This window comes from Candidatus Njordibacter sp. Uisw_058 (assembly GCF_047730065.1).
GTDB lineage: Bacteria > Pseudomonadota > Gammaproteobacteria > Pseudomonadales > Balneatricaceae > Njordibacter.
Map to the genome: position 1 here is coordinate 90,609 of NZ_CP159829.1, position 25,326 is coordinate 115,934.

Annotated in this window: 22 protein-coding genes; 18 read left to right on the top strand and 4 right to left on the bottom strand. The window is 46.1% G+C overall.

The features are described 5' to 3' along the window. Window positions 1-96: 96 nt before the first annotated feature. From ABXT59_RS00475 to ABXT59_RS00515, 9 genes are all read left to right on the top strand, one after another. Entirely contained in the window at window positions 97-309 is a 213-nt protein-coding gene (locus ABXT59_RS00475) for a hypothetical protein (RefSeq protein ID WP_443636982.1), read from the top strand. Window positions 310-326: 17 nt separating this feature from the next. Beyond that, window positions 327-806, top strand: coding sequence for a hypothetical protein (locus ABXT59_RS00480; protein WP_443636984.1), 480 nt, complete (start codon window positions 327-329; stop codon window positions 804-806). A gap of 105 nt (window positions 807-911) precedes the next feature. Beyond that, window positions 912-1,427: a shikimate kinase AroK gene (gene aroK / locus ABXT59_RS00485; RefSeq protein ID WP_443636985.1), complete on the top strand. Its 516-nt coding sequence runs from the start codon at window positions 912-914 to the stop codon at window positions 1,425-1,427. Window positions 1,428-1,470: 43 nt separating this feature from the next. Next, window positions 1,471-2,580 (top strand): 3-dehydroquinate synthase, encoded by a 1,110-nt coding sequence (gene aroB / locus ABXT59_RS00490; RefSeq protein WP_443636986.1) that lies wholly within the window; start codon window positions 1,471-1,473, stop codon window positions 2,578-2,580. A gap of 12 nt (window positions 2,581-2,592) precedes the next feature. Next, window positions 2,593-4,164: an AAA family ATPase gene (locus ABXT59_RS00495; RefSeq protein WP_443636988.1), complete on the top strand. Its 1,572-nt coding sequence runs from the start codon at window positions 2,593-2,595 to the stop codon at window positions 4,162-4,164. Window positions 4,165-4,420: 256 nt separating this feature from the next. Further along, entirely contained in the window at window positions 4,421-8,863 is a 4,443-nt protein-coding gene (gene gltB / locus ABXT59_RS00500) for a glutamate synthase large subunit (RefSeq protein WP_443636990.1), read from the top strand. Window positions 8,864-8,906: 43 nt separating this feature from the next. Next, window positions 8,907-10,343 carry an FAD-dependent oxidoreductase gene (locus ABXT59_RS00505; protein ID WP_443636991.1) on the top strand — a complete coding sequence of 479 codons (1,437 nt, stop codon included), beginning with the start codon at window positions 8,907-8,909 and terminating at the stop codon, window positions 10,341-10,343. 141 nt (window positions 10,344-10,484) lie between these two features. Beyond that, window positions 10,485-11,558: a uroporphyrinogen decarboxylase gene (gene hemE / locus ABXT59_RS00510; RefSeq protein ID WP_443636993.1), complete on the top strand. Its 1,074-nt coding sequence runs from the start codon at window positions 10,485-10,487 to the stop codon at window positions 11,556-11,558. Window positions 11,559-11,582: 24 nt separating this feature from the next. Further along, window positions 11,583-11,921: a hypothetical protein gene (locus tag ABXT59_RS00515; RefSeq protein WP_443636994.1), complete on the top strand. Its 339-nt coding sequence runs from the start codon at window positions 11,583-11,585 to the stop codon at window positions 11,919-11,921. Between the two features lie 95 nt (window positions 11,922-12,016). On the opposite strand, the gene ybaK is transcribed toward ABXT59_RS00515, so the two are convergent. Beyond that, the gene (ybaK, locus tag ABXT59_RS00520; RefSeq protein WP_443636995.1) at window positions 12,017-12,481 is read right to left on the bottom strand and encodes a Cys-tRNA(Pro) deacylase; all 465 of its coding nucleotides are present in this window, start codon (window positions 12,479-12,481) and stop codon (window positions 12,017-12,019) included. A gap of 204 nt (window positions 12,482-12,685) precedes the next feature. On the opposite strand from ybaK, the gene ABXT59_RS00525 reads away from it, so the two are divergent. After that, complete coding sequence (locus ABXT59_RS00525) at window positions 12,686-14,002, top strand: DASH family cryptochrome (RefSeq protein WP_443636996.1); 1,317 nt, start codon at window positions 12,686-12,688, stop codon at window positions 14,000-14,002. Between the two features lie 55 nt (window positions 14,003-14,057). Here ABXT59_RS00525 and trmB read toward each other — a convergent pair whose 3' ends face one another. Further along, window positions 14,058-14,762, bottom strand: a complete 705-nt coding sequence (gene trmB / locus ABXT59_RS00530; RefSeq protein ID WP_443636997.1) for a tRNA (guanosine(46)-N7)-methyltransferase TrmB — start codon at window positions 14,760-14,762, stop codon at window positions 14,058-14,060. A 144-nt stretch (window positions 14,763-14,906) separates the two neighbouring features. On the opposite strand from trmB, the gene hemC reads away from it, so the two are divergent. The 7 genes from hemC to glpK all read left to right on the top strand — a co-directional run bounded on the left by hemC (window position 14,907) and on the right by glpK (window position 23,987). Then, window positions 14,907-15,833, top strand: coding sequence for a hydroxymethylbilane synthase (gene hemC / locus ABXT59_RS00535; protein WP_443636998.1), 927 nt, complete (start codon window positions 14,907-14,909; stop codon window positions 15,831-15,833). 28 nt (window positions 15,834-15,861) lie between these two features. After that, window positions 15,862-16,608 (top strand): uroporphyrinogen-III synthase, encoded by a 747-nt coding sequence (locus ABXT59_RS00540; RefSeq protein ID WP_443636999.1) that lies wholly within the window; start codon window positions 15,862-15,864, stop codon window positions 16,606-16,608. 81 nt (window positions 16,609-16,689) lie between these two features. Continuing rightward, complete coding sequence (locus ABXT59_RS00545) at window positions 16,690-18,000, top strand: uroporphyrinogen-III C-methyltransferase (RefSeq protein WP_443637000.1); 1,311 nt, start codon at window positions 16,690-16,692, stop codon at window positions 17,998-18,000. Between the two features lie 3 nt (window positions 18,001-18,003). Beyond that, window positions 18,004-19,203, top strand: a complete 1,200-nt coding sequence (locus ABXT59_RS00550) for a heme biosynthesis HemY N-terminal domain-containing protein (RefSeq protein ID WP_443637001.1) — start codon at window positions 18,004-18,006, stop codon at window positions 19,201-19,203. A gap of 142 nt (window positions 19,204-19,345) precedes the next feature. Then, window positions 19,346-20,605: a transcription termination factor Rho gene (gene rho, locus ABXT59_RS00555; RefSeq protein WP_443637003.1), complete on the top strand. Its 1,260-nt coding sequence runs from the start codon at window positions 19,346-19,348 to the stop codon at window positions 20,603-20,605. 35 nt (window positions 20,606-20,640) lie between these two features. Then, the gene (ubiD, locus tag ABXT59_RS00560) at window positions 20,641-22,128 is read left to right on the top strand and encodes a 4-hydroxy-3-polyprenylbenzoate decarboxylase (RefSeq protein WP_443637004.1); all 1,488 of its coding nucleotides are present in this window, start codon (window positions 20,641-20,643) and stop codon (window positions 22,126-22,128) included. Window positions 22,129-22,487: 359 nt separating this feature from the next. After that, window positions 22,488-23,987, top strand: a complete 1,500-nt coding sequence (gene glpK / locus ABXT59_RS00565; protein ID WP_443637006.1) for a glycerol kinase GlpK — start codon at window positions 22,488-22,490, stop codon at window positions 23,985-23,987. 95 nt (window positions 23,988-24,082) lie between these two features. Here the strand turns inward: glpK and ABXT59_RS00570 are convergent, their stop codons facing one another. Both ABXT59_RS00570 and ABXT59_RS00575 read right to left on the bottom strand, forming a co-directional pair. After that, window positions 24,083-24,529 (bottom strand): hypothetical protein, encoded by a 447-nt coding sequence (locus ABXT59_RS00570; protein WP_443637007.1) that lies wholly within the window; start codon window positions 24,527-24,529, stop codon window positions 24,083-24,085. A gap of 97 nt (window positions 24,530-24,626) precedes the next feature. Continuing rightward, window positions 24,627-24,926, bottom strand: coding sequence for a hypothetical protein (locus ABXT59_RS00575; RefSeq protein ID WP_443637008.1), 300 nt, complete (start codon window positions 24,924-24,926; stop codon window positions 24,627-24,629). A 158-nt stretch (window positions 24,927-25,084) separates the two neighbouring features. On the opposite strand from ABXT59_RS00575, the gene ABXT59_RS00580 reads away from it, so the two are divergent. Next, the gene (locus ABXT59_RS00580; RefSeq protein WP_443637009.1) at window positions 25,085-25,303 is read left to right on the top strand and encodes a hypothetical protein; all 219 of its coding nucleotides are present in this window, start codon (window positions 25,085-25,087) and stop codon (window positions 25,301-25,303) included. Window positions 25,304-25,326: the final 23 nt, after the last annotated feature.

A 25,326-nucleotide genomic window follows, 5' to 3' on the forward strand; every position in this document is an offset into this window, starting at 1 on the left:
CTATGCTTTAACTCTAGGCAATAATGGAAATGAATTAAACGAACCCAGCGGAAGTATATAAGAAATATATAGTTTAGCCACCCAAGGATGGGGACAATGTTAACACTCTTAACGAGACTTAGGATAAAACCCTTTGTTTTGGGTATCGATTGGCAAGCTGATCACCTGCGAGCTGTGCTGTTAAGGTTTGCCAATAAAGCCAATATTCCCACAGATCAAGAACTATTGGGGCAGTGGTGTTTTTCGTTGCCTATGGGCGCAACTGCTGCCCCCCATTCAAGTCCCAGCGGCGTGGCAAGACTTTATTAGCCAGACCATAAGTAGACTTGGCAGCGTTAGAGGCTAGAGGTTTGGTGTTAACCTTGGCACAGCCCCAAATATTAGTCCTAGAAGGTTATGCAGGCAGTATTCAAACGGGTCAAGAAGTGCCCTATTTGGTCGCTACTGACAATGGACCAGAGCAAGAATGGAAGCGGGCGGTATTGGGTTTAACAGTGACATCAAGGGTGCTGCCCATGGATCAGGTCCAGTTAGACTTAGTGGTGGTGCAAGATTCTATTGGTGACCTATTGCCTAATGGCCAACTGGCACTCAATACCCATATATTGCAAACGAGGGCGGTTGCAGGGTTCGGACAAACCTTGGTAATAGGTGGCGCGCTCTATCAACAGCAATTAGACCGTTTACTCGTTAGTCCTGCACTTTCAGGGCACCCCTTGGTTGGGCAGTGGTTTAAACAGCATATACAAGGGACTGAGCGATTAGAGTTGTTGGTTTTTGTAACTCCCCGCATAGTTACCCCTTGATTATATTATGCTAAGTCCCCATAATTTAAATCATCCACCCGGCAGTGGGCATTAAGTGCTAGACGACCGGGTTTTGTTGTTGCTGTTCCTAAAAGGAATTTCATTGTGAATATATTTTTAATTGGCCCCATGGGTGCTGGTAAAAGCACCATTGGTCGTCAACTCGCACGCGAGCTAAAGCTAGAGTTTTTAGATACTGACCGAGAAATTGAGGAAAGATCAGGCGCGGATATTCCTTGGATTTTTGATGTTGAAGGTGAGGCAGGGTTCCGTAAGCGCGAAGCTAACATGATTTCTGAGTTGACTGAACATAGAGATTTAGTCATGGCTACAGGTGGTGGGGCGGTGGAGTTATCTGAAAACCGTCAACACTTGTCTGCTCGTGGCACGGTGGTGTATTTATTTGCTACCGTCGAGCAGCAGCTTGAGCGCACTTCAAAAGATAAAAATCGGCCCTTGCTACAAAGCGAAGATCCTAAACAAGTGCTACGAGATTTGTTCGCTCATCGACATGCCTTATACGAAGAAACAGCTGATATACAAGTGGCTACAGGTGCTCAAAATCCGCGCTTATTAGTGGCAGAAATTATTAAACAAATTGAAGCGATCCGCTCCCTATAAATTTTCCAGTCTAATTTAAGGCTGTTATGGACGATAACCCCCAATGACCGCTGCCCAACACATATTATCTGTTGAACTAGGTGATCGAAGCTATCCGATTTACATAGGTAGTGGGTTATTGCAGCATGCGCAGTTGCTGCGTCAGCATATTACTGGTAAACAAGTCTTGATTGTGACCAATGACACCATTGCGTCACTTTACTTACCAAGCATATTAAAAACATTAGACAGCCTCCACATTGATGGCCTACAAACTGACACTGTGGTGCTTTCGGATGGTGAACAACACAAGCATCTTGAGACGGTGAGTTTGATTTGGGATCATTTGCTGCAGCAGCGCCATAATCGCACGACGACCATAATCGCCCTAGGGGGTGGAGTTATTGGTGACATGGCGGGCTACGCGGCGGCAGCCTATCAGCGTGGGGTCAATTTTATACAGATTCCGACGACGTTATTATCACAGGTAGATTCCTCTGTGGGTGGAAAAACTGGTGTTAATCACCTTCTTGGTAAGAATATGATTGGCGCCTTTCATCAGCCACAATGTGTGATTATCGATACCCAAACCCTACAAACTTTACCTGCTCGTGAATTATCTGCAGGCCTAGCTGAGGTCATTAAGTATGGGCTTATTGCTGAACCAGAATTTTTTGCTTGGCTAGAACATAATATTACTGGCCTACTCGAACTAACGCCTCATCTAATCAGCAAAGCCATCTACCAGTCATGCGCATGCAAGGCTCATATTGTGGCTGCTGATGAGCGTGAACAGGGTCAACGTGCGTTGCTCAACTTTGGTCATACATTTGGCCATGCCATAGAAACAGAAATGGGTTATGGTAATTGGTTGCACGGCGAAGCCGTGGGCGCTGGGATGGCGATGGCAGCAGATTTATCTTGTCGCTTGGGATGGATTTCAGAGGCACAACTGCAACGCATCCAGCGCCTATTGCAAGCGTCTGGGTTGCCTTTTTGGGGCCCAGAAAAAATGCAAGCAGATACCTACCTCAGGCATATGCAGGTGGATAAAAAAGTGACCGATGGTACGATTCGCTTAATACTGCTAAGACAACTGGGTGAAGCGATAGTCACATCAGACTTTGGAAGCGATATGCTCCTGCAAACCTTTGATCAGCCCATGACAGTATAGGAGGTTAAGACTGTGAGTCCGTCCGTCCATAAACTCCCCACTGCTGGTAACCTTGACCTCGCCTACAGCGCGTATGTTGATCAATTGAATCAACAGGAAGAAACGTCCCAAAGCACCAATTTAGAGACCTTTGAATATCAAGCCAAAGCCCGTAGCCGGCAATTAGACACATTGCTGCATTTAAGTCACTTTTCTGATTATTTAGTCCTGATCAGTGCGCCTTCAGGTGCTGGAAAAACAACTTTTATTGAACAATTTTTACGTGTGCAACCTGCTGACGCCTGTATTGTACATTTAGTTTTAGATGAGTGGGTTACTGCACCTTGGGTGGTCCGTCAATTAGCCCAACAGTTACCCTTGCAGATCCCTAATCATGCCAGCCTAGAAGAGAGCATTCTGGCCATACAAGAATTGGCACAAGAGTTAACTTTGCAAAAAGAAGTGCTGTTGGTGGTAGTGGATAATGCTCAGTGTTTAGACGAAGATGCTTTAGAGCTGCTGGCTAATTTATTGCCTCGCAGCGCTAAAATAGACTCTCGTCCACATGTGATCCTATGCGCTGATCATAGTGTAGTAGAGCGCATTGAAGCGCCTCAGTTCGCAGAGCTTAGACAAGAACGCTTTTATCATCTTGTGCTTGCACCTTTTAGCCAAGAAGAAAGTGCAGACTATTTGCGTCAACGTTTGCAGTTGATCGGTATTAGTCATAGCCTAGCCCCTATCCAATTATTACAATTACACCAGCTGGCAAAAGGTAATCCAGGTTACCTTAATATGTTAGTCAACAAAGCCCTCAATAAGGGTAGTTTTGGGCAGCAATCAGGCTTGCCATGGCTGCACATAGCCACCACTATTATTGTAGTGGTGGTATTGGCAGGTATTTGGCTAATGAACGATGAACCTTCACAGCTGCTGGCGTTACAAAATGAAGTAGATGTTCAGCCAGTGATAGAGGTGTTGGAAGAATCACAAGAAGAGTCATTAGAAGAGTCACTAAAAGGGGTCTTAGAAGAGGACCCCATCGCGCAGGCGCTGCCACCTTTGGAACCCATTGAGCTGTCATTAGCATCACAAAATGTAACCCTTGAGCCTAAAATAGAAAGCTTACAAAAACCTTTGCTAGAGCCAGATGTTCAGGTGACAATCACCCCAGACAACAAGCCTAAACTGGATTCACCAGCCCCACCAGCCCCACCAGCGCAAACTGAGGCCGTGGTATCAATACCAGAGTTAGAAGTGTGGCCTTTAGTAACCTCCACAACGAAGCAGCCCTATAGCTTTGCAGCCTTACTAAAGTTACCCAGCGATCGTTACAGTTTGCAGATTCTTGGAGCACGCTTGGAAACGACCATAGAAGCATTTGTGAAGGGCAGAAAATTCACGCAACCGCACTACATTCTTCAATTAGAAAGGGGTGGTAAGCCATGGTTTATGTTGCTTGTAGGAAACTATGCTAGCTCTAAGGTTGCCAGAAGTGCCATCTCATCATTACCCGCAGCCTTGCAGAATCAAAAGCCTTGGGCTCGACCTGTATCAAAAATTCAACAGCAGATTCGTAATAAATTCAACACAAGTGGTGAATAACTTTTACAAATTCGGCGATCGTCGCCAATTGTGTAGGTATTTATGCCATTTATAGCCAAAATAATTTGTTAGCTGTGGTTTTCTCATGTAGGATGTTCTTCCATTTGTTGATTAGATATATCTATAAGCTCTAATAAGAGTTTTTGATTACAGCAAGTGTCCTACTGACTCTTGTTTCATTTTGCGGCAGTTTCTTTGGCACTTGTTAACACCCGTGGTGGCTTTATTGTCATCCAGATTAGCGAGAGAGACACTGATGAACGCTGGCTTTTTTAATCCCAAAGAATTTAAAGATAACTGTGGCTTTGGTCTTATCGCCCATATGCATGGTGATCCTAGTCATGATTTATTACAAAAGGCCATCGAGTCTCTGACTTGCATGACTCACCGCGGTGGTATAGCGGCTGATGGCAAGACGGGCGACGGGTGTGGTTTGTTGCTGCAGATGCCAGATCATTTTATGCGGCAGGTAGCACTGGATAACTTCTCAGAAGAACTTGCAGAGTCCTATGGTGTGGGCATGGTATTTTTGTCGCAAGATGAAGATAAGGCCGCTCATTCTCGCAATGTGTTAAATCAAGCCATTGAAGATAATGGTTTAGAACTTGTCGGATGGCGTGAAGTCCCTGTAGACGCCGCCTGTCTTGGGCCTATTGGTGCGCAGTGCCAGCCTCGAATTGAACAAGTGTTTGTTAATAGCCCTGGCCTGCGTGGGGAAGTATTAGAAGCGCGGTTACTCGTGGCGCGTAAAACGACCATGTATGCCTTAACAGCAGATGAAGACTTTTACGTCTGCAGTCTGTCTCATCGCGTGGTTTCTTATAAAGGACTGATGATGCCGGTAGATTTGCCGGTATTTTATAAAGATTTAGGTGATCCGTCTTTGACTACCGCCATTTGTACCTTTCACCAACGTTTCTCTACTAATACGCTGCCCCGGTGGCCTTTAGCTCAACCCTTTCGTTTCCTAGCCCACAATGGTGAAATCAATACTATTGAAGGTAACCGAAACTGGGCGAAAGCACGCCAAAACATATTAGCTACTCCATTGATTCCAGAACTTCAAGAACTTGAAGGTGTGGTAAATACCACGGGTTCTGACTCATCTAGTATGGATAATATGCTTGAATTAATGGTGTTGGGTGGCATGGATGTTTTCCGTGCCCTGCGCTTAATCATGCCCCCAGCTTGGCAAAACGATGAGCTAATGGATCCAGAATTACGTGCCTTTTATGAATACAATTCTATGCATATGGAAGCTTGGGACGGCCCAGCTGGTATGGTATTAAACACGGGTCGGTATGCCGTATGTTTGCTTGATCGCAACGGGTTGCGCCCTTCTCGGTGGGTCATGACGAAAGATGATTATTTAGTCACTGCTTCAGAAATTGGCACCTTTGACTATGATCCCCTAGATGTAGTGGCTAAAGGCCGTGTGGGCCCTGGACAAATTTTGGCAGTGGATACTCATACTGGCGAAATCATGCATACTAAAGATATTGATGATCGTCTAAAAGCCTCTCAACCCTACAAAAAGTGGTTGCGAAAGTCAGCTATTCGTTTAGAGGGCACCTTGGACGAAGAGCAATGCTTTGAGGACTTTACTGAAGCTGAACTTAAGCAGCACATGAAAATGTATCAGGTGACTTTTGAAGAGCGTGATCAAGTCATTCGTCCCTTAGCAGAAAGTGCCCAAGAAGCAGTGGGGTCTATGGGTGATGATACGCCTATGGCCGTATTATCTAGCCGTGTTCGCAGTGTGTATGAGTATTTTCGTCAGCAGTTTGCCCAAGTAACTAACCCACCGATAGATCCCCTGCGCGAAGCTGTGGTCATGTCTTTGGAAACTTGCTTAGGCAAAGAGCGTAATATCTTTCAAGAAGGGCCAGAACTTGCCAAGCGCATTGTCCTTGGCTCACCCATATTGTCAGCCAGCAAATATACGAGCTTGTTGCACATGAATGTACCGGGTTTTAAGGTGCAGATTATCAATCTAAATTATGAGCCAAGTGTGGGCTTAGAGGCTGCGATTAAGTCGGTTTGTAAGCAAGCCGAAGAAGCTGTGCGTAAGCGTATCGGTGTTGTGGTTTTAAGTGACCGTGAGATTGAAAAAGGCAAGCTCCCAATTCCGGCAGCAATGGCTACGGGTGCTGTTCATCACCACCTCACCAACACCGGGTTACGCTGTGATGCGAACATTGTGATCGATACCGGCAGTGCAAGGGATTCCCATCACTTTGCCGTATTGATTGGGTTTGGAGCGACAGCAGTTTACCCTTATCTGAGTTACCGGGTTATAAACGACATGATCGCCTCGGGCGAAATTATTGGTGATCCAACGGAATGCCATAAATCGTATCGTAAAGGCATCAATAAGGGCCTACTCAAGATTATGTCCAAAATGGGTATCTCCACTATAGCTTCTTATCGTGGTGCCCAGTTGTTTGAAGCCATTGGGGTGAGTAGCAAAATTGTGGATTTATGTTTCCACGGCGTTGCTAGTCGTATTGAAGGGGCCCAGTTCTCTGATTTTGAGTTGGACCAAGGGGCTTTAGCCGCAGAAGCGTGGATTAGTCGCAAGCCAATTCAACAAGGTGGTTTACTCAAATACGTGCATGGTGGCGAATATCATGCATATAACCCAGATATCGTGACTACGGTGCAAATGGCTGTGCAAACAGGTGATTATGCGGTGTATAAAAAGTATGCCAGGCTGGTCAATGAAAGGGGGGTAGCCTCTTTACGTGACCTTCTCAAACTTAAGTCGGTTCAGTCTATAGACATCAGTGAGGTAGAGCCTATAAGCGAGGTAATCAAGCGTTTTGATAGTGCAGGGATGTCTCTTGGCGCTTTATCACCTGAAGCCCACGAAGCTTTAGCGATGGCCATGAATGAATTAGGTGGTCGCTCCAACTCAGGTGAGGGTGGCGAAGATCCAGCGCGTTATGGAACCAATAAACGTTCCAAAATTAAACAAATAGCTTCGGGCCGCTTTGGCGTAACTCCCGCTTATTTGGTGAGTGCTGAAGTATTGCAAATAAAAGTGGCTCAAGGAGCTAAACCCGGAGAAGGTGGGCAACTTCCTGGGGGTAAGGTCAATGACCTCATTGCTACCTTGCGATACTCTGTGCCGGGCGTGACCTTGATATCACCTCCACCGCATCACGACATTTATTCGATTGAAGATTTGGCGCAACTTATCTTTGACTTGAAACAGGTTAATCCAGACGCACTGGTTTCAGTGAAGTTGGTGTCCCGCCCTGGCGTGGGAACTATTGCTTCAGGTGTTGCCAAAGCTTATGCAGACCTGATCACTATTTCTGGTCATGATGGGGGCACGGCGGCTAGCCCGCTGACCTCTATTCGCTATGCTGGATCACCTTGGGAGTTAGGCCTTGCCGATGCTCACCAGTCTTTGCGGGGCAACGGGGTGCGTGGCAGAGTCAGAGTGCAAACAGATGGTGGTCTCAAGACGGGTGTCGATGTCGTGAAAGCTGCCATGTTAGGTGCTGAAAGCTTTGGCTTTGGAACCTTACCTATGGTTGCGTTAGGGTGTAAGTATTTACGTATTTGTCACCTTAATAACTGCGCCACTGGTGTTGCCACTCAAAATCAACAACTGCGCGACCACCATTTTCGTGGAACTGTCGACATGGTGAAACATTTATTCACCTTTATTGCTGAAGAAACTAGAGAGGTGATGGCCGAACTTGGTGTGCGTAGTATTGAGGAATTAGTGGGCCGCACAGAGCTTTTAGAAGTGGGTGGCGGCGTCACTGCCAAACAACGTAACTTAGACTTATCGCCTCTCTTGAGTCAGGCTGGCATTGACCCTAGCCAACCTCATACGGTTCAGGTGGATAATAACCAACCCTATGACCCAGGCACTATGAACCAACTGATGTTGGCGCAAATGGAAGATGCAATTATCCACTCAAAAGGTGGTGAGTTTAAGTTCGACCTCACTAACTGTGATCGCTCGGTTGGGGCTCGAGTTTCCGGTGCTATTGCTAAAATCCACGGTAACCATGGTATGTCGGCGCACCCACTAGAAGTGCATCTCAAGGGCATTGCAGGTTTAAGTTTCGGTGTATGGAATGCTGGTGGTTTGAACATGTACTTAGAAGGTGATGCCAACGATTATGTGGGTAAGGGAATGGCCGGTGGTAAACTTGTCATTTATCCGCCTAAAGGCTCTAGTTTTAAATCAAACATTACTTCTATTATGGGCAATACTTGCTTATATGGTGCAACGGGTGGCAGTGTTATGGCTGCGGGTTGCGCAGGTGAACGCTTTGCCGTGCGTAATTCGGGAGCCCACGCGGTAATCGAGGGTGCTGGCGACCATTGTTGTGAGTACATGACTGGCGGTGTGGTTACTGTGCTTGGTGCTACAGGGTATAACTTTGGAGCGGGCATGACGGGTGGTTTTGCCTTTGTACTAGACGTAGATCGTACTTTTGTAGACAAGTACAACAGCGAGTTGGTCGAGATTCACCGTATTCGTGGTGAGCATATGGAAGAGTATCGCAGTTACTTGCGTAGGGTACTGCAAGATTTTTCTGCAGCCACGGGTAGTCGCTGGGGTAAAGAGCTAAGCAATCATTTTGAAGACTATGTGAGTAAGTTTTGGTTAGTGAAACCCAAAGCTGCAAACTTGCAGCAACTCATGACTAACACTCGAACCAAGACAGAATAAACGACGGTTTTTAGAAACATATTACTAAGCATACGAGGTCACTATGGCTCAACGATTAGACAATCACTTTCAATTCATCGACGTCGGACGACAAGATCCTGTAAAAGTGCATCATAATGTACGGAAACGCCAGTTTGCTGAAATCTACCAACCATTCACTGAGGTCGAAGCTAAGCCCCAAGCTCACCGATGTTTAGAGTGTGGTAACCCCTACTGTGAATGGAAGTGCCCAGTGCACAACTACATTCCTAACTGGCTTAAGCTGGTTTCTGAAGGCAACATTCTCGAAGCTGTGGAGTTATGTCACCAAACTAACTCCTTGCCAGAAGTGTGTGGCCGGGTGTGCCCACAAGATCGACTATGTGAGGGTGCTTGTACACTCAATGATGGTTTTGGCGCAGTAACTATTGGTTCGGTAGAAAAATACATTACTGACACTGCCTTTGCTATGGGCTGGACACCAGATCTTAGCCATGTCGTTGAGACTGGCAAAAAAGTGGCTGTCATTGGTGCGGGTCCTGCAGGCCTAGCTTGTGCAGACGTATTAACACGCAATGGTGTTTCATCTGTAGTATTTGATCGATATCCAGAAATTGGAGGATTACTCACCTTTGGTATTCCAGAGTTCAAACTAGAAAAGCCTGTAATGGCCAAACGTCGTGAAATCTTTGAAGGCATGGGTATTGAGTTTAAGCTCAATGTAGAAATAGGTACAGACATCACCCTAGATGAGCTGATGGTAGAGTACGATGCCGTATTTATGGGCATGGGTACCTACAAATCCATGCGGGGCGATTTTCCAGGTGAGGATTTAGAAGGGGTGCATGAAGCTTTGCCTTATTTGGTTTCCAACATCAATCGACGTATGGGCTTTGAAAAATCACCAGATGATTTTATTGATTTGAAAGGTAAGAAAGTAGTGGTTTTAGGAGGTGGTGATACGGCTATGGACTGCAACCGCACGGCCATTCGCCAAGCTGCGGCTAACGTTTATTGCGCTTACCGTCGTGACGAAGCCAATATGCCCGGCTCGTTTAAGGAAGTAGCAAACTCCAAAGAAGAAGGTGTGGAGTTTTTGTTTAACCGCTCACCTGTCGAAGTCATGGGTGAAAATGGCAAAGTCACAGGCGTTAAGCTAATCACAACTGAGCTTGGTGAAGCTGATGAAAATGGTCGCAGTCGGCCTGTGGCAGTGGCAGGAAGTGAAGAAATTATTGCTGCAGATGCAGTGATTGTAGCCTTTGGTTTTAGCCCAAATCCAATGCCTTGGATGACTGATGCAGGAGTTGAGCTGGATAAGTTAGACCGTATACAAGTCCAACGTAGTGCTGACTTAGCGGCTAAAACTTACGCTTTTCAAACCACCAATGCAAAAATATTTGCTGGGGGTGACATGGTTCGGGGTTCGGATCTAGTCGTCACGGCGATTGATGAAGGTCGAAGAGCAGCAGATGGAATTTTAGATTTTCTCCAAGTGTAGGGCCGCCAACGAACGCTAAAGTAAAACCTGATTAAAGACGCCTTAAGGCCTGCTTAATTGCCACAATCCGTGACAATTAGGCAGGTCATCTATATCATAAGCTCCAATGTTTACTATCTCGCCTCAAGGCCCTATTGCCCCATGAACGCCGCCAAACCTGAATTAAAAAACGATCGATTTCTTCGTGCTCTTATGGGCCAACCTGTGGACGCAACCCCGGTATGGATGATGCGACAAGCAGGTCGTTACTTACCAGAATACCGTGCCTTAAGAGCTGAAGCAGGCGACTTTTTAAGCCTTTGTAAAAACGCAGATTTTGCGTGCGAGGTTACCCTTCAACCCTTACGCCGCTATGACTTAGATGCGGCCATCTTATTCTCAGACATCCTCACAATTCCAGATGCAATGGGTCTTGGGCTTTATTTTGAGACAGGTGAAGGCCCTAAGTTTGAAAAGCCAGTGCGCACAGAAGCAGACGTTGCAGCCCTAACAGTGCCAGATATGGATACGGACTTGGGTTATGTCATGAACGCGGTAAGCACCATTCGCAGTGCTTTGTCTGGAGACGTGCCGTTAATTGGATTTTCTGGTAGCCCTTGGACTTTGGCGACTTATATGATTGAAGGCGGCTCTAGTAAAGACTTTCGCCATATCAAAGCGATGATGTATTCAACCCCAGAGTTACTGCATCAAGTGCTTAGCGTATTGGCTGATTCAGTGATTGCCTACTTGAATGCCCAAATTGCAGCGGGCGCTCAAGCAGTGCAGATCTTTGATACTTGGGGTGGTGTATTGAGTGGTCCTTGCTACCAAACTTTCTCATTGGATTATATGCAACGCATCGTTAATGGCCTCACCCGTGAATCTGAGGGTCGCCCTGTGCCCATTATTTTGTTTACTAAAAACGGTGGCCAGTGGCTAGAAAAAATGGCCGCTACAGGAGCTGACGCTCTGGGTTTAGATTGGACGATAGAAGTGGGCCAAGCCCACAGTCGTGTTGGCAGTAAAGTCGCTTTGCAAGGCAATATGGACCCGAGTGTTTTATATGCAGATGCACCCACTATCCAAGCCGAAGTAGGCCGTATTTTGGCAGATTTTGGTAGCAATGATGGTCATGTCTTTAATTTGGGTCACGGCATTCATCAATTTGTAGACCCAGAAAGTGCTAAAACATTTGTGGATGCGGTGCATGATCAAAGTGCCCAGTACCACTAATTAAATATTCATTAGGACTCTAACATGCCACATTGCGTTATAGAAATTGCAAACCAGTTGAGCAGCAGTGTCACCCCAGATCAATTGTTACGTTGTGTGTTTGATGCCCATGTGAAGTCTGGGTTGTTTGATACAGATCACATTAAGGTGCGTTGTACAGGTTATGACCATCATATTTCAGGAACAGGTTCAGACCGATTTATCCATGCCACGTCACACATTAAAGCTGGCCGCAATGCTGAGCAAAAGCAACAATTAAGTAACATGATTGTACAGGGTTTAATTGATCTGGGTATTACCTCCGCATCTATGAGCGCGCAGGTGGTCGATTTAGCGCCAAGTTATGTCACCTTTACTGACTAGTTTCGAGGGCTGAGGGCCGAGGGTCGAGGGTCGAGGGTTTATAGGAATAAAACTTAAATTTCTACGACCAAAGCCACTCAAGGGATCGTCTTGGGTTAAGTGATTACTGCAAATGAGCCATTGGTTACCCTGCTTAAATCATAAGCCGTAAGCTCAATCTCCAAGCCCCTGCGACCGCCACTTACATAAACACTTTTCTGCGCATTTGCGCTGGCATCAATAATTGTTGTTAGTGCTCGCTTTTGTCCCACAGGACTAATACCACCGAGTACATATCCAGTGCAGCGGTTGACCATAACTGGATCTGCCATGGTCACCTTTTTAACGTTAAGGGCCTTGGCAACGAGTTTTAAATTGAGCTGTTGATTGACTGGCAGTATCGCCACAGCCAAAATATTTTGACCAGTGTCTACGACTAATGTCTTAAATACTCGGTGTGCATTAACCGCTAATTTTTCTGCAGCTTCGGTGCCATAAGATGCAGCCTTTGGATCGTGGATATATTCATGTAACTTATGGTGCACACCTAAGCGAATGAGTTGGTTTATAGCAGGAGTCATGATTGATCGATTCGCCGCAAATGATGATAATGATTAAGTATGCTAACCCTAAGTGTGCGCCCAGTCGAGGCAAAAGTAGTTTAGTCAGATTGACCAATTTTTTTGCTCAGGTGGTTCAAAAAAGGTTTATGTTCTAGCCCCTGAGCAGTATTAACTTGAGCTAACCCGTGCTGTATTGAAGCATTTATATATAGGTGAGTATCGATGAACCAACAGATTGGCTTATTTCTGTTTAGTAATGATTTACGTCTTGATGACAACCCAGCTTTAGCACTGGCTGCTTCTGAGGTTGATCAATTAATTTGTCTTTACTGCCTAGATCCCAAGCAGCCACCTTCAAGCTTGCGTGCTCCAAGTAATTTATCAGCTCATCGCCAGCAGTTTTTGTTTACATCGATCAACGACTTGCATAATAGTCTTAAACAACTTGATCAGGGGCTCATGGTCACGACTGAGTCTGCCCTTGATATTATTCCTCAGCTCATTACTCAGCATAATATCGGCCACATTTATGCGAGTGAAAATGCGGGTTATTACGAAAAGCAACTTTGGCAGCGTCTAGCTAAGCGTTACCCTTTTATCGAATTTAAGCGCCTTGCCAGTCATACATTGTTTACCCAATCAGACCTGCCTTTTGAACTCACAGAGTTGCCAACCTCCTTCTCTAAGTTCCGTAAACTTGTTGAGCCTCTATCGATTCAATCCCCCTTGCCCCCACTTAAAATCATGCCCCCTAGCCCAGTAACTCCAATACCCCCACTGCCAAAGTCAATGGCTGTGACTCAAGCTCCATTGTTTGAGGGTGGCGAGCAACAGGGGCGTTTGCATCTACAGGGTTATTTTGACTCGAGCCTAGCCAGCCATTATAAACAGACTCGCAATGGCCTTGATGGCAAGGATTATTCCACCAAATTTTCCCCATGGCTGGCAAATGGAAGTCTATCAGTGCGGCGAGTGATTGACTGCTTGCGCCAATATGAGCGTGATATAGAAGCTAATGACTCAACTTATTGGATTTACTTTGAGCTACTGTGGCGGGAGTATTATCAGTGGTATGCACACCATTATGGTGTTCACCTTTTTAGTGCCAAGGGTATAAAAAGTAGCAAACCCAATACTAGCTTCTACCCTGAGCGTTTCCAAAAGTGGTGTCATGGCAACACCCCTTACCCTATCGTGAATGCCTGTATGAGGCAGCTCAAGGCCACAGGTTATATGAGTAATCGTGGTCGCCAGTTGGTGGCCAGTTGCTTCGTGCATGAATTGGGCTTGGACTGGCGCTATGGGGCAGCTTACATGGAGCAGCAATTAGTTGACTATGACGTCGCTTCTAATTGGGGTAACTGGCAGTACCTTGCGGGCGTGGGTGCAGACCCTCGGGGTCATAGGCGTTTTGACTTGGCTAAACAAACTCAAACTTATGATCCGAAACAGCTCTTTATTAAATACTGGGGCGCTGATAAAAATGCACCACCGCTGGACTCTGTAGATGCGGCTGACTGGCCGATAATGAGCCCCTAACAAGGAGCGCTTCGAAAATAGCTAAGCTCAAGCTTTGATGGATCAGTTTTTGGGACTAGCTTTTTTTGCTATACATCAAATCCCAAACCCCATGCCCCTTTCCTTCGCCACGGCGCTGGAATTTGGTGCTAGGTCGAAAATCTGGTTGTGGTGAATATTGTTCATGGCCTGCTCTATTGCTATAGCCTTCAGCAGGTTCCATCACTTCCATCATGTGCTCTGCATAAGGCTGCCAATCAGTAGCCATATGAAATACACCTTCAATAGATAGTTTTTGACGAATATCTTGGGCAAACTTGGGTTGCACAATACGGCGCTTGTTATGCTTTTTCTTATGCCACGGGTCTGGAAAAAATAGTTGCACACCAGTTAAACTTTCATCTGCAATACACTGGGCCATGACATCAATAGCGTCATCACAAAAAACCCGGACGTTACTGAGCTCTTGGGTGGCTAGGTTGTTGAGTAAGCGGCCCACGCCTGGTCGATGGACTTCAATGCCAATGTAATTGTTCTCTGGCATGGTGGCAGCCATGGTGGATAGGGAATCACCCATACCAAAACCGATTTCCATAATCACGGGGTGGTCATTGCCAAACAGTTCAGTAAAATTTAACGGCCCCTGACTGACTTCTAATCCATAAAACCCCCAATAGTTTTCCAAAGCATGCTCTTGGGAAGGGGTCATGCGACCTGCACGTTTTACAAAACTGCGAATACGGCGAGGATTTTCAATATTGGAAGGTAAATCAGTAGGCATAAAATTGATCTTAATATTAATAGAATGGCTGAAGCCCTATTTTACCTACTACGGATCAATAAATCAGCATGATCATGGCGTCTATAGCAGAGCAATTTGATACAATATGAACAATATTAATTGTTCACCGTGTTATTGACGCCTATGACGACCCTCCGTATTGCCACCCGTGAAAGCCAACTCGCCCTTTGGCAGGCCCATTTTATTAAGACAGAGTTAGAACGTCACCACCCAGATCTCACTATTGAGCTACTGGGCATGAAAACTAAGGGCGACAAAATACTTGACGTGCCGTTAGCAAAGGTGGGCGGCAAAGGTCTGTTTGTTAAAGAGCTAGAACAGGCTATGCTGGAGGATCGAGCAGATATTGCGGTGCATTCTATGAAAGATGTACCTATGGATTTTCCACAAGGCTTAGGCTTGGCTGTGATATGCGAACGAGAAGATCCCAGTGATGCTTTTGTGAGCAATCACTTCAAACACCTCGACCAACTGCCCCACGGCGCTAAAGTAGGCACCTCTAGCCTGCGTCGACAACTGCAAATTAAAGCGCTGCGGCCTGATCTTGAGTTATTAGACTTACGTGGTAACGTGAATACCCGCTTAGCCAAATTAGATGCGGGCCAATACGATGCAATCATCCTCGCAAGTGCGGGCTTGATGCGGCTTGATTTTCAACACCGTATTCAAAGTCGATTAACTAACGAGCAATGCTTACCGGCAGGAGGGCAGGGTGCAGTCGGTGTTGAGTGTCGGCTAAATGACAAAGTGACCCGTGCATTGTTAGCCCCTTTACATGATCAAAATTCAGCTGATCGAGTCATGGCTGAGCGAGCACTGAATAAGCGTTTAGAAGGTGGCTGTCAGGTGCCGATAGCCTGTTTTGCAGAGTTGGAGGGAGACCAGCTTTGGTTGAGAGGTTTGGTGGGTGAAGTGGATGGCAGTCAAGTGATTACCACAGAAATTAGAGGCTCGAGATTGGATGCTGAACGCCTAGGCATCGCTGCAGCAGAGGACTTATTGTCTCAAGGTGCGGGTAAAATCCTACAGGCCATCTACCATGCTCAGTAAATAAGTGATGACAGGCATGAGGGTGTTGGTGACCCGACCAACGGCACAAGCCAAGGTAATGGTCGAGTTATTGCGCAAGTATGAATTTGAGGTGCAACATCTGCCCTGTTTGCAGATAGTGCCTGTGGATCCTCAATCAATGGATGGCTTGCAATGTAAGCAGTGGGCCATGGATTTGGATAATTTTGACCATATTATTGTGACTAGCACCAATGCTAGCAACTATTGGCTCGACTTGGCTGAGAATTATTGGCCCCAATGGCCTCATGGCGTGAACTGGTGGGCTCTGGGCGACGCTACGCAAGCTCAATTAATGGCGGCAGGTATTGTGGCTGGCAAGCCTGATGTGGGTGATACCAGTGAAGATCTGCTGACTGAATTATTACCCCGCATCAAAAATCATCAAAAGGTATTAATCGTGCGCGGTTGTGGTGGCCGAGAGACACTCTCTGACGCTTTGGTAAAAGCTGGGGCTAAGGTCAATTATGCCCAATGTTACCAGCGAGAAAGACCTGCAATTAATCCTGAGCGAATGCTGAGTGTAAATGAGTTTGCTCCTCAAGTGGTGATACTACAAAGTGGTGAAACATTAGTTAATTTTGATCACTTGCTAAGTCACCAAGCTTGGTGTGATAAACAGCGTACGATATTAGTTTTACCCAGTGCACGAGTGGCAGAACAGGCTAAAATATTAGGCTACCGTGTATTGCTCACTAGTGGTAGTGCTAGTAACCAAGCAATGTGCGATACTTTAGTACAGAAAATACAGAAATAAGTGCCTTAATCAAACTTACCAAACAGTTACAAGGCATAGTGATAGCAGGCCGTTAGGCCGCTGAAAAAGGATGCTCAAGCAGTGACACAAGACTCAAGTAAAGCCAACCAAGATGGGCCTAAAAACGCAACTGAAAACGCCCCTGAAAAGGTGTCAGATAAGGCTTTAGATCACGCTTCAGAAAAAAAATCACCGGCACCTAAAACGGCTCAAGCGGCTCCCACGGCTAAAGTTTCTAAACCTGCAGACAGAGCAAGTGTGGCAAAAACAAAGCCTGTGGGCCGCACCAACCAAGTCAAGTTTGGCCTGTTATGGGTCATAGTGTTGCTACTCATTGTTATGGTGGCGGGTCTAGGTTACTGGCAATGGCAAGCACAATCACAAAGAGCCGCCCTCACAAACGATCAAAGTGGTCAATCTGACAACTTACAATACTGGCAGCAGCAACAACAAGGGTTGGCAAAAAAGCTAGATGCTTTAAGGCTTTCAAACGAGGTTGCACTGGACACCATGAGCGTGCAACAAACAAACTTGGAAAATAACCAAGCGCGCATGGATGAGGCTCTAGTTTCAGCACTAGAAGCGGTGGCTAAAAATCAATTAGATGAGGGTCAGGCATTACCCCAGTGGGAACTGGCAGAGGCCGAATATCTGTTACGACTGGCCAGCCAACGTTTAGCTATGGAGCAGGCGAGTGAGTCTGCTGTTGCTTTGCTTAAAGCAGCGGACATCATTATTAGAGATAGTGAGCAAGTCGGCACTTATGGGATCAGGCGAGCAATTGCTGCAGACCTAGCTGCGCTTTCTTTGGTCCCAAGTGTGGATGTTGAAGGTGTCTACGCGAGTCTTGCAGCCCTTTCTAGTTTGGCCGCTCAGCTTACTTTCATTCCACCTCAGAGCGACCTAACCCTGGTGCCGAAGATAGTGCCAATTAATGCTCAGTCAACTGCTATGCCGGCATCAGTGAATACCAACGATTGGGCACAGTCCATGTGGCAAGGTGTTAAACACGTGGGTGCAAATGTATGGGGCGAGTTAAGACAACTGGTCAAGGTGCAGTCTCGTACCCAAGAGGATCAACAGTTACTCACCCCAGCAGCCGAGCTATTGGTGCGCATGCGCATTGAAATGGCATTAAGCCAAACTCAAGTCGCCCTGTTGCGCCGCCAACAAACCATATATGACCAATCCCTGGTCAGCGTAAAGCAGCTCCTAGGGCAGTATTACCGATCCAGTGATTTGGTTTCCCAAGCTATATTGACTCAGATTGAGATCCTAGAAAAGGTCAAGGTATTGGTAAATATGCCTAATATCAATGGCTCTCTGACCGCTTTGCAGGCATTTATTAGCACCTTGCATGAAACCCCAACTGAGCCTTTGGTGGGAGAATAAAGCATGCGTTTTTTACTTCTCGTTATTTTATTGGTATTGCTAGGGGGTGCCGGACTGGGCACGTTAATTAATGTAGACCCTGGATATGTGTTGCTAGCATGGGGTGACACCAGTATAGAAATGAGTTTGTGGGTGTTATTGTTTGCTGTGGTCTTGTTATTTGTGACCCTGTCTTTGAGCCTGCGCTTTATTATTGCATTAAATCTACCTTTTAGGGTGCTGGGTAGCTGGCAGCAGACGAGTCGGATCAAACGCATGCAGTTGCAAACCCGCCAAGGCCTGCTGGCTCTGGCAGATGGCCAGAACGTGCGGGCAGAAAAGAAGCTAGCCGAACTTGCGCCAACCACCAGTCAGCCTGTAGTGGTGTTGCCTGGGCTAGCAAGAGCGCTTGGCAGACAGGGCAAGATACCAGAGGCCAAGACGGTACTAGACAAACTAGTGGTGGATTTCCCTGGAGCACAACAATTAGCCTATTTGGAGCTAGCTGAGATCTGCCTTTATCAAGGTGACGATGAAGGCGCTTTGGACCCATTACAAAGTTTACATAAGCTGAACCCTCAGCACGCGGAAGCTAATCAATTATTGTTAGATCTGTTGCAACGTCGACAAATGTGGTCCCAGCTCATTAGTTTGTTGCAGGTGGTTGGTAATTACAGCCAATTGAGTGAAGAGCAGTTAGCTCAGCAGCAACAATTAGCCTATGGTCGGGCCTTCAGTGACAGCCACAGGCAGGCAGGAAGTGCCGCCCAAAGTAGTTTGGATGAGCTACAAGCACTATGGAAAAAAGCGCCACAGAGTATTACTAATCATGGCCCAAGCATTATCAATTACGTTAAAGCAATGGCTCGTATTGAAGGTGATTCAGCCATCCATACGCAAAAGTTCATTGAACAAATATTAAAGCGACTTTGGCTGGAAGAGTTGGTGCTTGAGTATGCACATTTACCCCTAGCTGATTTACAACAAAGCTTAGCAAAGGCTGAAGCCTGGCAGGATATCTCCAAAGATAGTGCGGCGTTGCAACTTACATTGGGTCGCTTATGCAGGCGCTTGGAGTTGTGGGGTAAAGCGCAAGACTATTTACAAGCCAGTATTACCTTACAAGAGAGCAAAGAGGCCCACGCAGAAATGGCCCGATTACAACACAAAATGGGTCATATCGATGTTGCCATAGAACATTATCGTCTTGCGAGTGTATTTTAAAGTTGACTCTTGTGTCCGCTTGATACAGACTGTGTCCATTCCAGCGTGACTCTTCGTCTTATCAGCTGGAAAACGGGCTGACTTAGCCTTTCGACTCCACTAAATTTATTTACTCTCCCAGCGCACTGGCGCGCCTCTACCTATGAATCTAACTGAATTAAAAACTAAAACTATGCCTGAATTGGTCGAGATAGCCCAAAGTATGGGTCTTGACAACATCGCCCGATCACGCAAACAAGATTGTATATTTAGCATTCTCAAACGTCACGCGAAAAGTGGTGAAGACATCTTTGGTCAGGGCGTGCTAGAAATCCTGCAAGATGGTTTCGGCTTTTTGCGCTCTGCAGATGCATCTTATTTAGCAGGCCCTGATGATATTTATGTGTCACCCAGTCAGATTCGTCGGTTTAGTCTGCGCACCGGTGACAGCATAGATGGCAAGATTCGCCCACCTAAAGATGGTGAACGATACTTTGCCTTGCTCAAAGTGAGTAGCATTAACTTTGGGCCTCCTGAGGAGGCTAAACACAAGCTGTTATTTGAAAATTTAACACCCTTGTTCCCAACAGAGCGATTAACCATGGAACTGGGTAATGGCTCCAGTGAAGATTTAACGGCTCGTATCATTGATTTAACAGCGCCCATGGGCAAAGGCCAGCGAGCTTTGATTGTGTCTCCGCCTAAAGCAGGTAAGACCTTGATGCTGCAAAATATTGCACACTCTATCACCCGTAATAACCCAGATTGCCATTTGATTGTGCTACTCATCGATGAGCGTCCAGAAGAAGTGACCGATATGAAGCGCTCCGTGCGCGGTGAAGTGGTCGCAAGTACGTTTGATGAGCCACCCTCACGCCATGTTCAAGTCGCTGAAATGGTAGTAGAAAAAGCTAAGCGCTTGGTAGAACACAAAAAAGACGTCATTATCTTGTTAGATTCAATTACTCGTTTAGCACGTGCCTACAATACAGTGATTCCTTCATCTGGCAAGGTATTGACAGGTGGTGTAGATGCCCATGCTTTAGAACGTCCAAAGCGCTTTTTTGGTGCCGCTCGAAATATTGAAGAAGGGGGCAGCTTAACTATTATTGCGACGGCTCTCACTGAAACGGGTTCCAAAATGGACGAAGTGATCTTTGAAGAATTTAAGGGTACGGGTAACTCAGAAGTCCATCTGGACCGGAAGATCTCTGAGCGTCGAGTTTTCCCTGCAATCAACATTCGTAAATCATCGACGCGTCGGGAAGAATTATTAACCCGTGATGATGAACTGCAACGCATGTGGATTTTGCGTAAGTTGTTAGATCCAATGGAAGATGGTCAAGCCACTGAATTTTTATTGGATAAGCTTAAAGGCGTCAAGACTAATGAAGAGTTCTTCATGTCTATGAAGCGCAAGTAACTCGCTTAAGTCATGGAGTTAGGTAGGCTATGAGCATGAAATACAAAGACCTCCGTGACTTTATTGCGGGTTTGGAAGCTCAAGGTGAACTCAAGCGCATCACGACAGAGGTGGATCCGTACCTCGAAATGACCGAAATCTGCGATCGTACTCTGCGCGCAGAAGGGCCTGCCTTGCTGTTTGAAAATCCTAAAGGTTACGATACTCCAGTATTAGCTAATTTGTTTGGCACACCCAAACGAGTGGCCCTTGGTATGGGGGCTGAAAGCGTTGAAAGTTTGCGCGATATAGGCCATCTTTTAGCCTCATTGAAAGAACCAGAGCCACCCAAAGGCTTTAAAGATGCCTTAGGCAAGCTACCCCTCTATAAAAAAGTTCTGCATATGAGCCCTAAGCTCATCAGTAAGCCACCATGCCAGCAATATGTCATGCGTGGTGATGAGGTAGACCTGAGTAAGTTACCCATTCAAACCAGTTGGCCAGAGGATGCAGGGCCGTTAATTACATGGCCTTTGGTGATCACTCGGGGACCCAATAAACAGCGCCAGAATTTAGGCATCTATCGTCAACAAGTCATCGGTAAGAACCGTTTAATCATGCGCTGGCTATCTCATCGAGGTGGGGCTTTAGATTTTCGAGAATGGAAAATAGCTCATCCCGGCGAAAACTTTCCGATCGCTGTGGCCCTAGGTGCCGACCCTGCCACTATTTTAGGTGCGGTCACACCAGTGCCAGATACCTTGAGTGAATATGCCTTTGCAGGGCTATTACGTGACAGTAAAACTGAAGTGGCAACCTGCCTGACTAATGACTTGCAAGTGCCTGCTAGTGCAGAATACATTTTAGAGGGTTACATCGCCCCAGATGACATGGCAGACGAAGGCCCTTTTGGAGATCACACGGGCTATTACAATGAAGTGGATAGTTTTCCTGTATTCACTGTGACCTGTATTACCCATCGTAAAGACCCTATTTATCACAGTACTTACACCGGCCGTCCACCTGATGAACCCGCTATACTGGGCGTGGCGTTAAACGAAGTTTTTGTGCCACTTTTACAAAAACAGTTTCCTGAAATTACTGATTTTTACCTGCCGCCTGAAGGTTGCTCCTATCGCATGGCAATAGTGACCATGAAGAAGCAATACCCAGGTCACGCTAAACGAGTAATGATGGGCGTTTGGTCTTTTCTACGCCAGTTTATGTACACCAAGTTTGTTATTGTGACTGACGATGATGTTAATGCTCGTGACTGGAAGGATGTAATATGGGCCATGACCACCCGCATGGACCCAGCACGGGATACCTTGTTAGTAGAAAATACACCCATTGATTATCTCGACTTTGCTTCACCTGTTTCTGGTTTAGGCTCTAAAATGGGCATGGATGCCACCCATAAATGGGAAGGCGAAACCACTCGTGAATGGGGCCGCACCATCACTATGGACGAGTCTGTCAAGCAGCGTATTGATGAGCTTTGGGATGAGTTAGGTATAATGCCCAGCGACCGAGACGGTCAATAGCCCTCAAGTTCTGCGGCCCCTATGCTTAGGCTTATGATGGTCAGGCTTATTATGCTCAGGGTCGCTGGGGTTAGGTCGCTTAGCTTGGGCCACTATTTTGACTGCTAGAACGACTGTTTATGCTCCGTGGTAACGGCGCACCTTCCCTAAACGAGCCAGTTGATCTAGATCTTTGAACGGTCTGTGGGGTCCCTGCAGAGGAGCTTGTAAGCTGCTCGATGTGCGAACACCCATATCGATTCAAAAATCAACGCAAAGCGTATAGTGAGGCACTTGGGATATTTTGAAACCCTAGCTTAGATCAAACACTTTCGAAATATCACTAAAAACCATAGGCTATAAAAATAATAGGTAGATAAATGAACCAGTACATTTTAACAATTGATCAAGGCACTACGAGTTCGCGGTGTATTATTTTTGCAAAAGATGGCACTGTGATTAGCTCTGCCCAATATGAATTTGAGCAGTATTATCCAAATAATGGTTGGGTGGAGCACGCCCCTCAAGATATTTTAGATACGGTGATTAAGGCCTGTCGTGAATGCCTGGCCAGTAGTGGCCTTTCAATCGAACAAATCAGTTGTGTTGGCATTACCAACCAGCGGGAAACGACTCTAGTGTGGGACCGAAAAACGGGCCAAACTATTTACCCAGCAATTGTCTGGCAAGACCGTCGCACAGCAAAACAGTGTGAAGCACTCAAACAAGCTGGCCAAGAGGCCCTAGTTACAGAGCGCACGGGACTTTTGTTAGACCCTTATTTCTCTGCCACTAAGCTGAGCTGGATTTTGGATCATGTGGAGGGTAGTCGTGATCGAGCAGAGGCTGGAGAGTTAGTGTTTGGCACAGTTGATACTTACTTGATGTGGCAACTGAGCCAAGGTCAAATCTATGCCACTGATGCCACCAATGCGTCACGCACCTTATTGTTTAATATCCATGAACAATGCTGGGATAAAACACTGTTAAAAATATTTAATATCCCTGAGATCATGTTGCCTGAGGTCAAAGACAGTGCAGCGGACTTTGGGTATATGGGGGAGCATGTTTTAGGCCTAAAACTACCCATTCTAGGGGTGGCTGGTGATCAACATGCGGCTCTATTTGGACAAGCCTGCTTTGCCCCTGGCATGGCCAAAAGTACCTATGGTACGGGTTGTTTTCTAATGCTCAACACGGGAGACAAGCCATTAGCCTCCACCAGTAGGTTACTCACTACGGTTGCGTATCGGCTAAATAATAAGCCCGTGTATGCCATTGAAGGTAGTATTTTTGTGGCGGGAGCAGCCATCCAGTGGCTAAGAGATGGCCTTAAGTTGATCAATAACGCCAGTGAAGTTGAAACGCTGGCAAAAGAGACTCCCATTGACCATGGCGTTTATATGGTGCCTGCGTTTACTGGTTTGGGCGCTCCCTATTGGGACCCTGAAGCCCGAGGGGGAATTTTTGGTCTAACCAGAGACACAGGCATTAAGGAAATTATCAGCGCTGGCCTTCAGTCAGTGGCTTATCAAACAAAAGATCTACAAAAAGCGATGCAAAAGGATGGCTTGCGACTCACAGAGTTAAGGGTCGATGGAGGCATGGCTGTTAATGATTGGTTTCTTTCGCATTTGGCGAATATACTCGGTGCTGAGGTTACTCGGCCAACGTGTGTAGAAACCAGTGCCCTAGGGGTGGCTTATTTAGCAGGTCTGCAAGCACAGATCTACAAATCCTTAACCGAATTAACGTCTATGTGGCAAAGTGATCAGCGCTTCACGCCTAAAATAGATAAGCAATTTCGTGATCAATTATATGATGGCTGGTTAGCTGCTGTATCTAGAATACAAACCCAGACTCAAACCAGGAACAATTAATCGATACCCGTGCAATGAGACCTTTAATTAGAGGTTCCGCAGCCCATCACAGACTGCTTGACTAAAAAAGGTTGGAGTGGGTCCTAATGTAGAAGTTACTGGGCAATGGCGTCACGGGGTGAGACAGTGACCGCTATACGGCTGCCACCTAGGGTGCCTTTGTCTATTTGAACCGTGGCCACGCGAGCCGCTTTTTCGTAGGTTAGCACCGACGTTTTAGACTGTACGGTAGTAATGTTGATCCAACCTTGATCGGGCATTTTGGCAATGTAATATTCGAAGGCTTGAACGGGGTCTAATTTAGACTTCAACACTGCACGACCAATCCATTGTTCGCCTGTATTTAGTAACAAAGACTCGTTTACTGATAATTGATCGTTAGCAGAAATAGGAATGTCTGCGTACGAATTGGCGACCTCTGGGCTGTTACCGGCTAATGTTGAGCCTTCGCCAGAGGGTATTGTCGTTGCAGGCATAGTACACGCGCTAATAAACGCGATCCCTAACCCTAACATGACAGCCTTGAACGACAGATTCAACATAGTATAACTTCCTTTTAACGGATCAATTCAATTGAGTACCCCTTTAGTATAACTAAGGAAAATCTGGAAAACAGCATTTTAACGCCCATTGCTGCAATTATTCCGCTTCGAGCGTCTGCGTATCATGCAGGGATCGCCATTGCTTGGCTGCTTTTAGAGTAAGGGCACCATTGGGCTTTAACTCAATGGCCTTATTTAAACGTTGCTCAGCTAAAGCTAGATGCCCACTGGCCATGTAACCTAAAGCCAATTGGGCATAGATGTCTGCAGCCAACTGCTGCTGTGGAGTCATAGGGCTTTTCGTACTGCAGCCACTAATCCCCAGCAACAATAACAATAACAATAACAATAACAATAACAGCCCCACACTTAATAAAACGCTCGTAGACTTTTCCATAATCTAAGGGTAGTACTCAAACCAAAGTTTTTATTGCCCATTGTGTAAATATTTGTAAAACTTTGCAAATTATTTATATACTGATATGATGTTCGTGGTCAGAATGCTAGTTCAGAGCTTGGCCTAAGAAAAATAATTAAGCTTAAGAGGCAAAACATATGATGGACAATATCGTAAGTTCTATTAAAAAACTCACTGAAGCAGGCATAGCGCTGATCGCACTAGCCATTGTTTTAGAGGTGATTTTTGGTGCTCAAGTAGCATTTGTAGGAGTTGGAGTCGTTGATAATGTACTCGACATTGTTGGCACATTAGGTGGCGAAGGATTGGTAGGCTTAGCTTCAATCGCTGTCATTTACTCGTTGTTCAATCGCTAAAGCCTGATAATTAGCGTTTTAAA

Excerpts from the sequence above, each read along its gene's own strand:
- ABXT59_RS00525 (WP_443636996.1), top strand. The coding sequence starts at position 12,686 with ATGAACCAACAGATTGGCTTATTTCTGTTTAGTAATGATTTACGTCTT.
- ABXT59_RS00575 (WP_443637008.1), bottom strand. The coding sequence starts at position 24,926 with ATGGAAAAGTCTACGAGCGTTTTATTAAGTGTGGGGCTGTTATTGTTA.
- aroB (WP_443636986.1), top strand. The coding sequence starts at position 1,471 with ATGACCGCTGCCCAACACATATTATCTGTTGAACTAGGTGATCGAAGC.
- trmB (WP_443636997.1), bottom strand. The coding sequence starts at position 14,762 with ATGCCTACTGATTTACCTTCCAATATTGAAAATCCTCGCCGTATTCGC.
- ABXT59_RS00475 (WP_443636982.1), top strand. The coding sequence starts at position 97 with ATGTTAACACTCTTAACGAGACTTAGGATAAAACCCTTTGTTTTGGGT.
- hemC (WP_443636998.1), top strand. The coding sequence starts at position 14,907 with ATGACGACCCTCCGTATTGCCACCCGTGAAAGCCAACTCGCCCTTTGG.
- ABXT59_RS00580 (WP_443637009.1), top strand. The coding sequence starts at position 25,085 with ATGATGGACAATATCGTAAGTTCTATTAAAAAACTCACTGAAGCAGGC.
- glpK (WP_443637006.1), top strand. The coding sequence starts at position 22,488 with ATGAACCAGTACATTTTAACAATTGATCAAGGCACTACGAGTTCGCGG.
- ybaK (WP_443636995.1), bottom strand. The coding sequence starts at position 12,481 with ATGACTCCTGCTATAAACCAACTCATTCGCTTAGGTGTGCACCATAAG.
- ubiD (WP_443637004.1), top strand. The coding sequence starts at position 20,641 with ATGAAATACAAAGACCTCCGTGACTTTATTGCGGGTTTGGAAGCTCAA.
- gltB (WP_443636990.1), top strand. The coding sequence starts at position 4,421 with ATGAACGCTGGCTTTTTTAATCCCAAAGAATTTAAAGATAACTGTGGC.
- ABXT59_RS00505 (WP_443636991.1), top strand. The coding sequence starts at position 8,907 with ATGGCTCAACGATTAGACAATCACTTTCAATTCATCGACGTCGGACGA.
- ABXT59_RS00515 (WP_443636994.1), top strand. The coding sequence starts at position 11,583 with ATGCCACATTGCGTTATAGAAATTGCAAACCAGTTGAGCAGCAGTGTC.
- hemE (WP_443636993.1), top strand. The coding sequence starts at position 10,485 with ATGAACGCCGCCAAACCTGAATTAAAAAACGATCGATTTCTTCGTGCT.
- ABXT59_RS00550 (WP_443637001.1), top strand. The coding sequence starts at position 18,004 with ATGCGTTTTTTACTTCTCGTTATTTTATTGGTATTGCTAGGGGGTGCC.
- rho (WP_443637003.1), top strand. The coding sequence starts at position 19,346 with ATGAATCTAACTGAATTAAAAACTAAAACTATGCCTGAATTGGTCGAG.
- ABXT59_RS00570 (WP_443637007.1), bottom strand. The coding sequence starts at position 24,529 with ATGTTGAATCTGTCGTTCAAGGCTGTCATGTTAGGGTTAGGGATCGCG.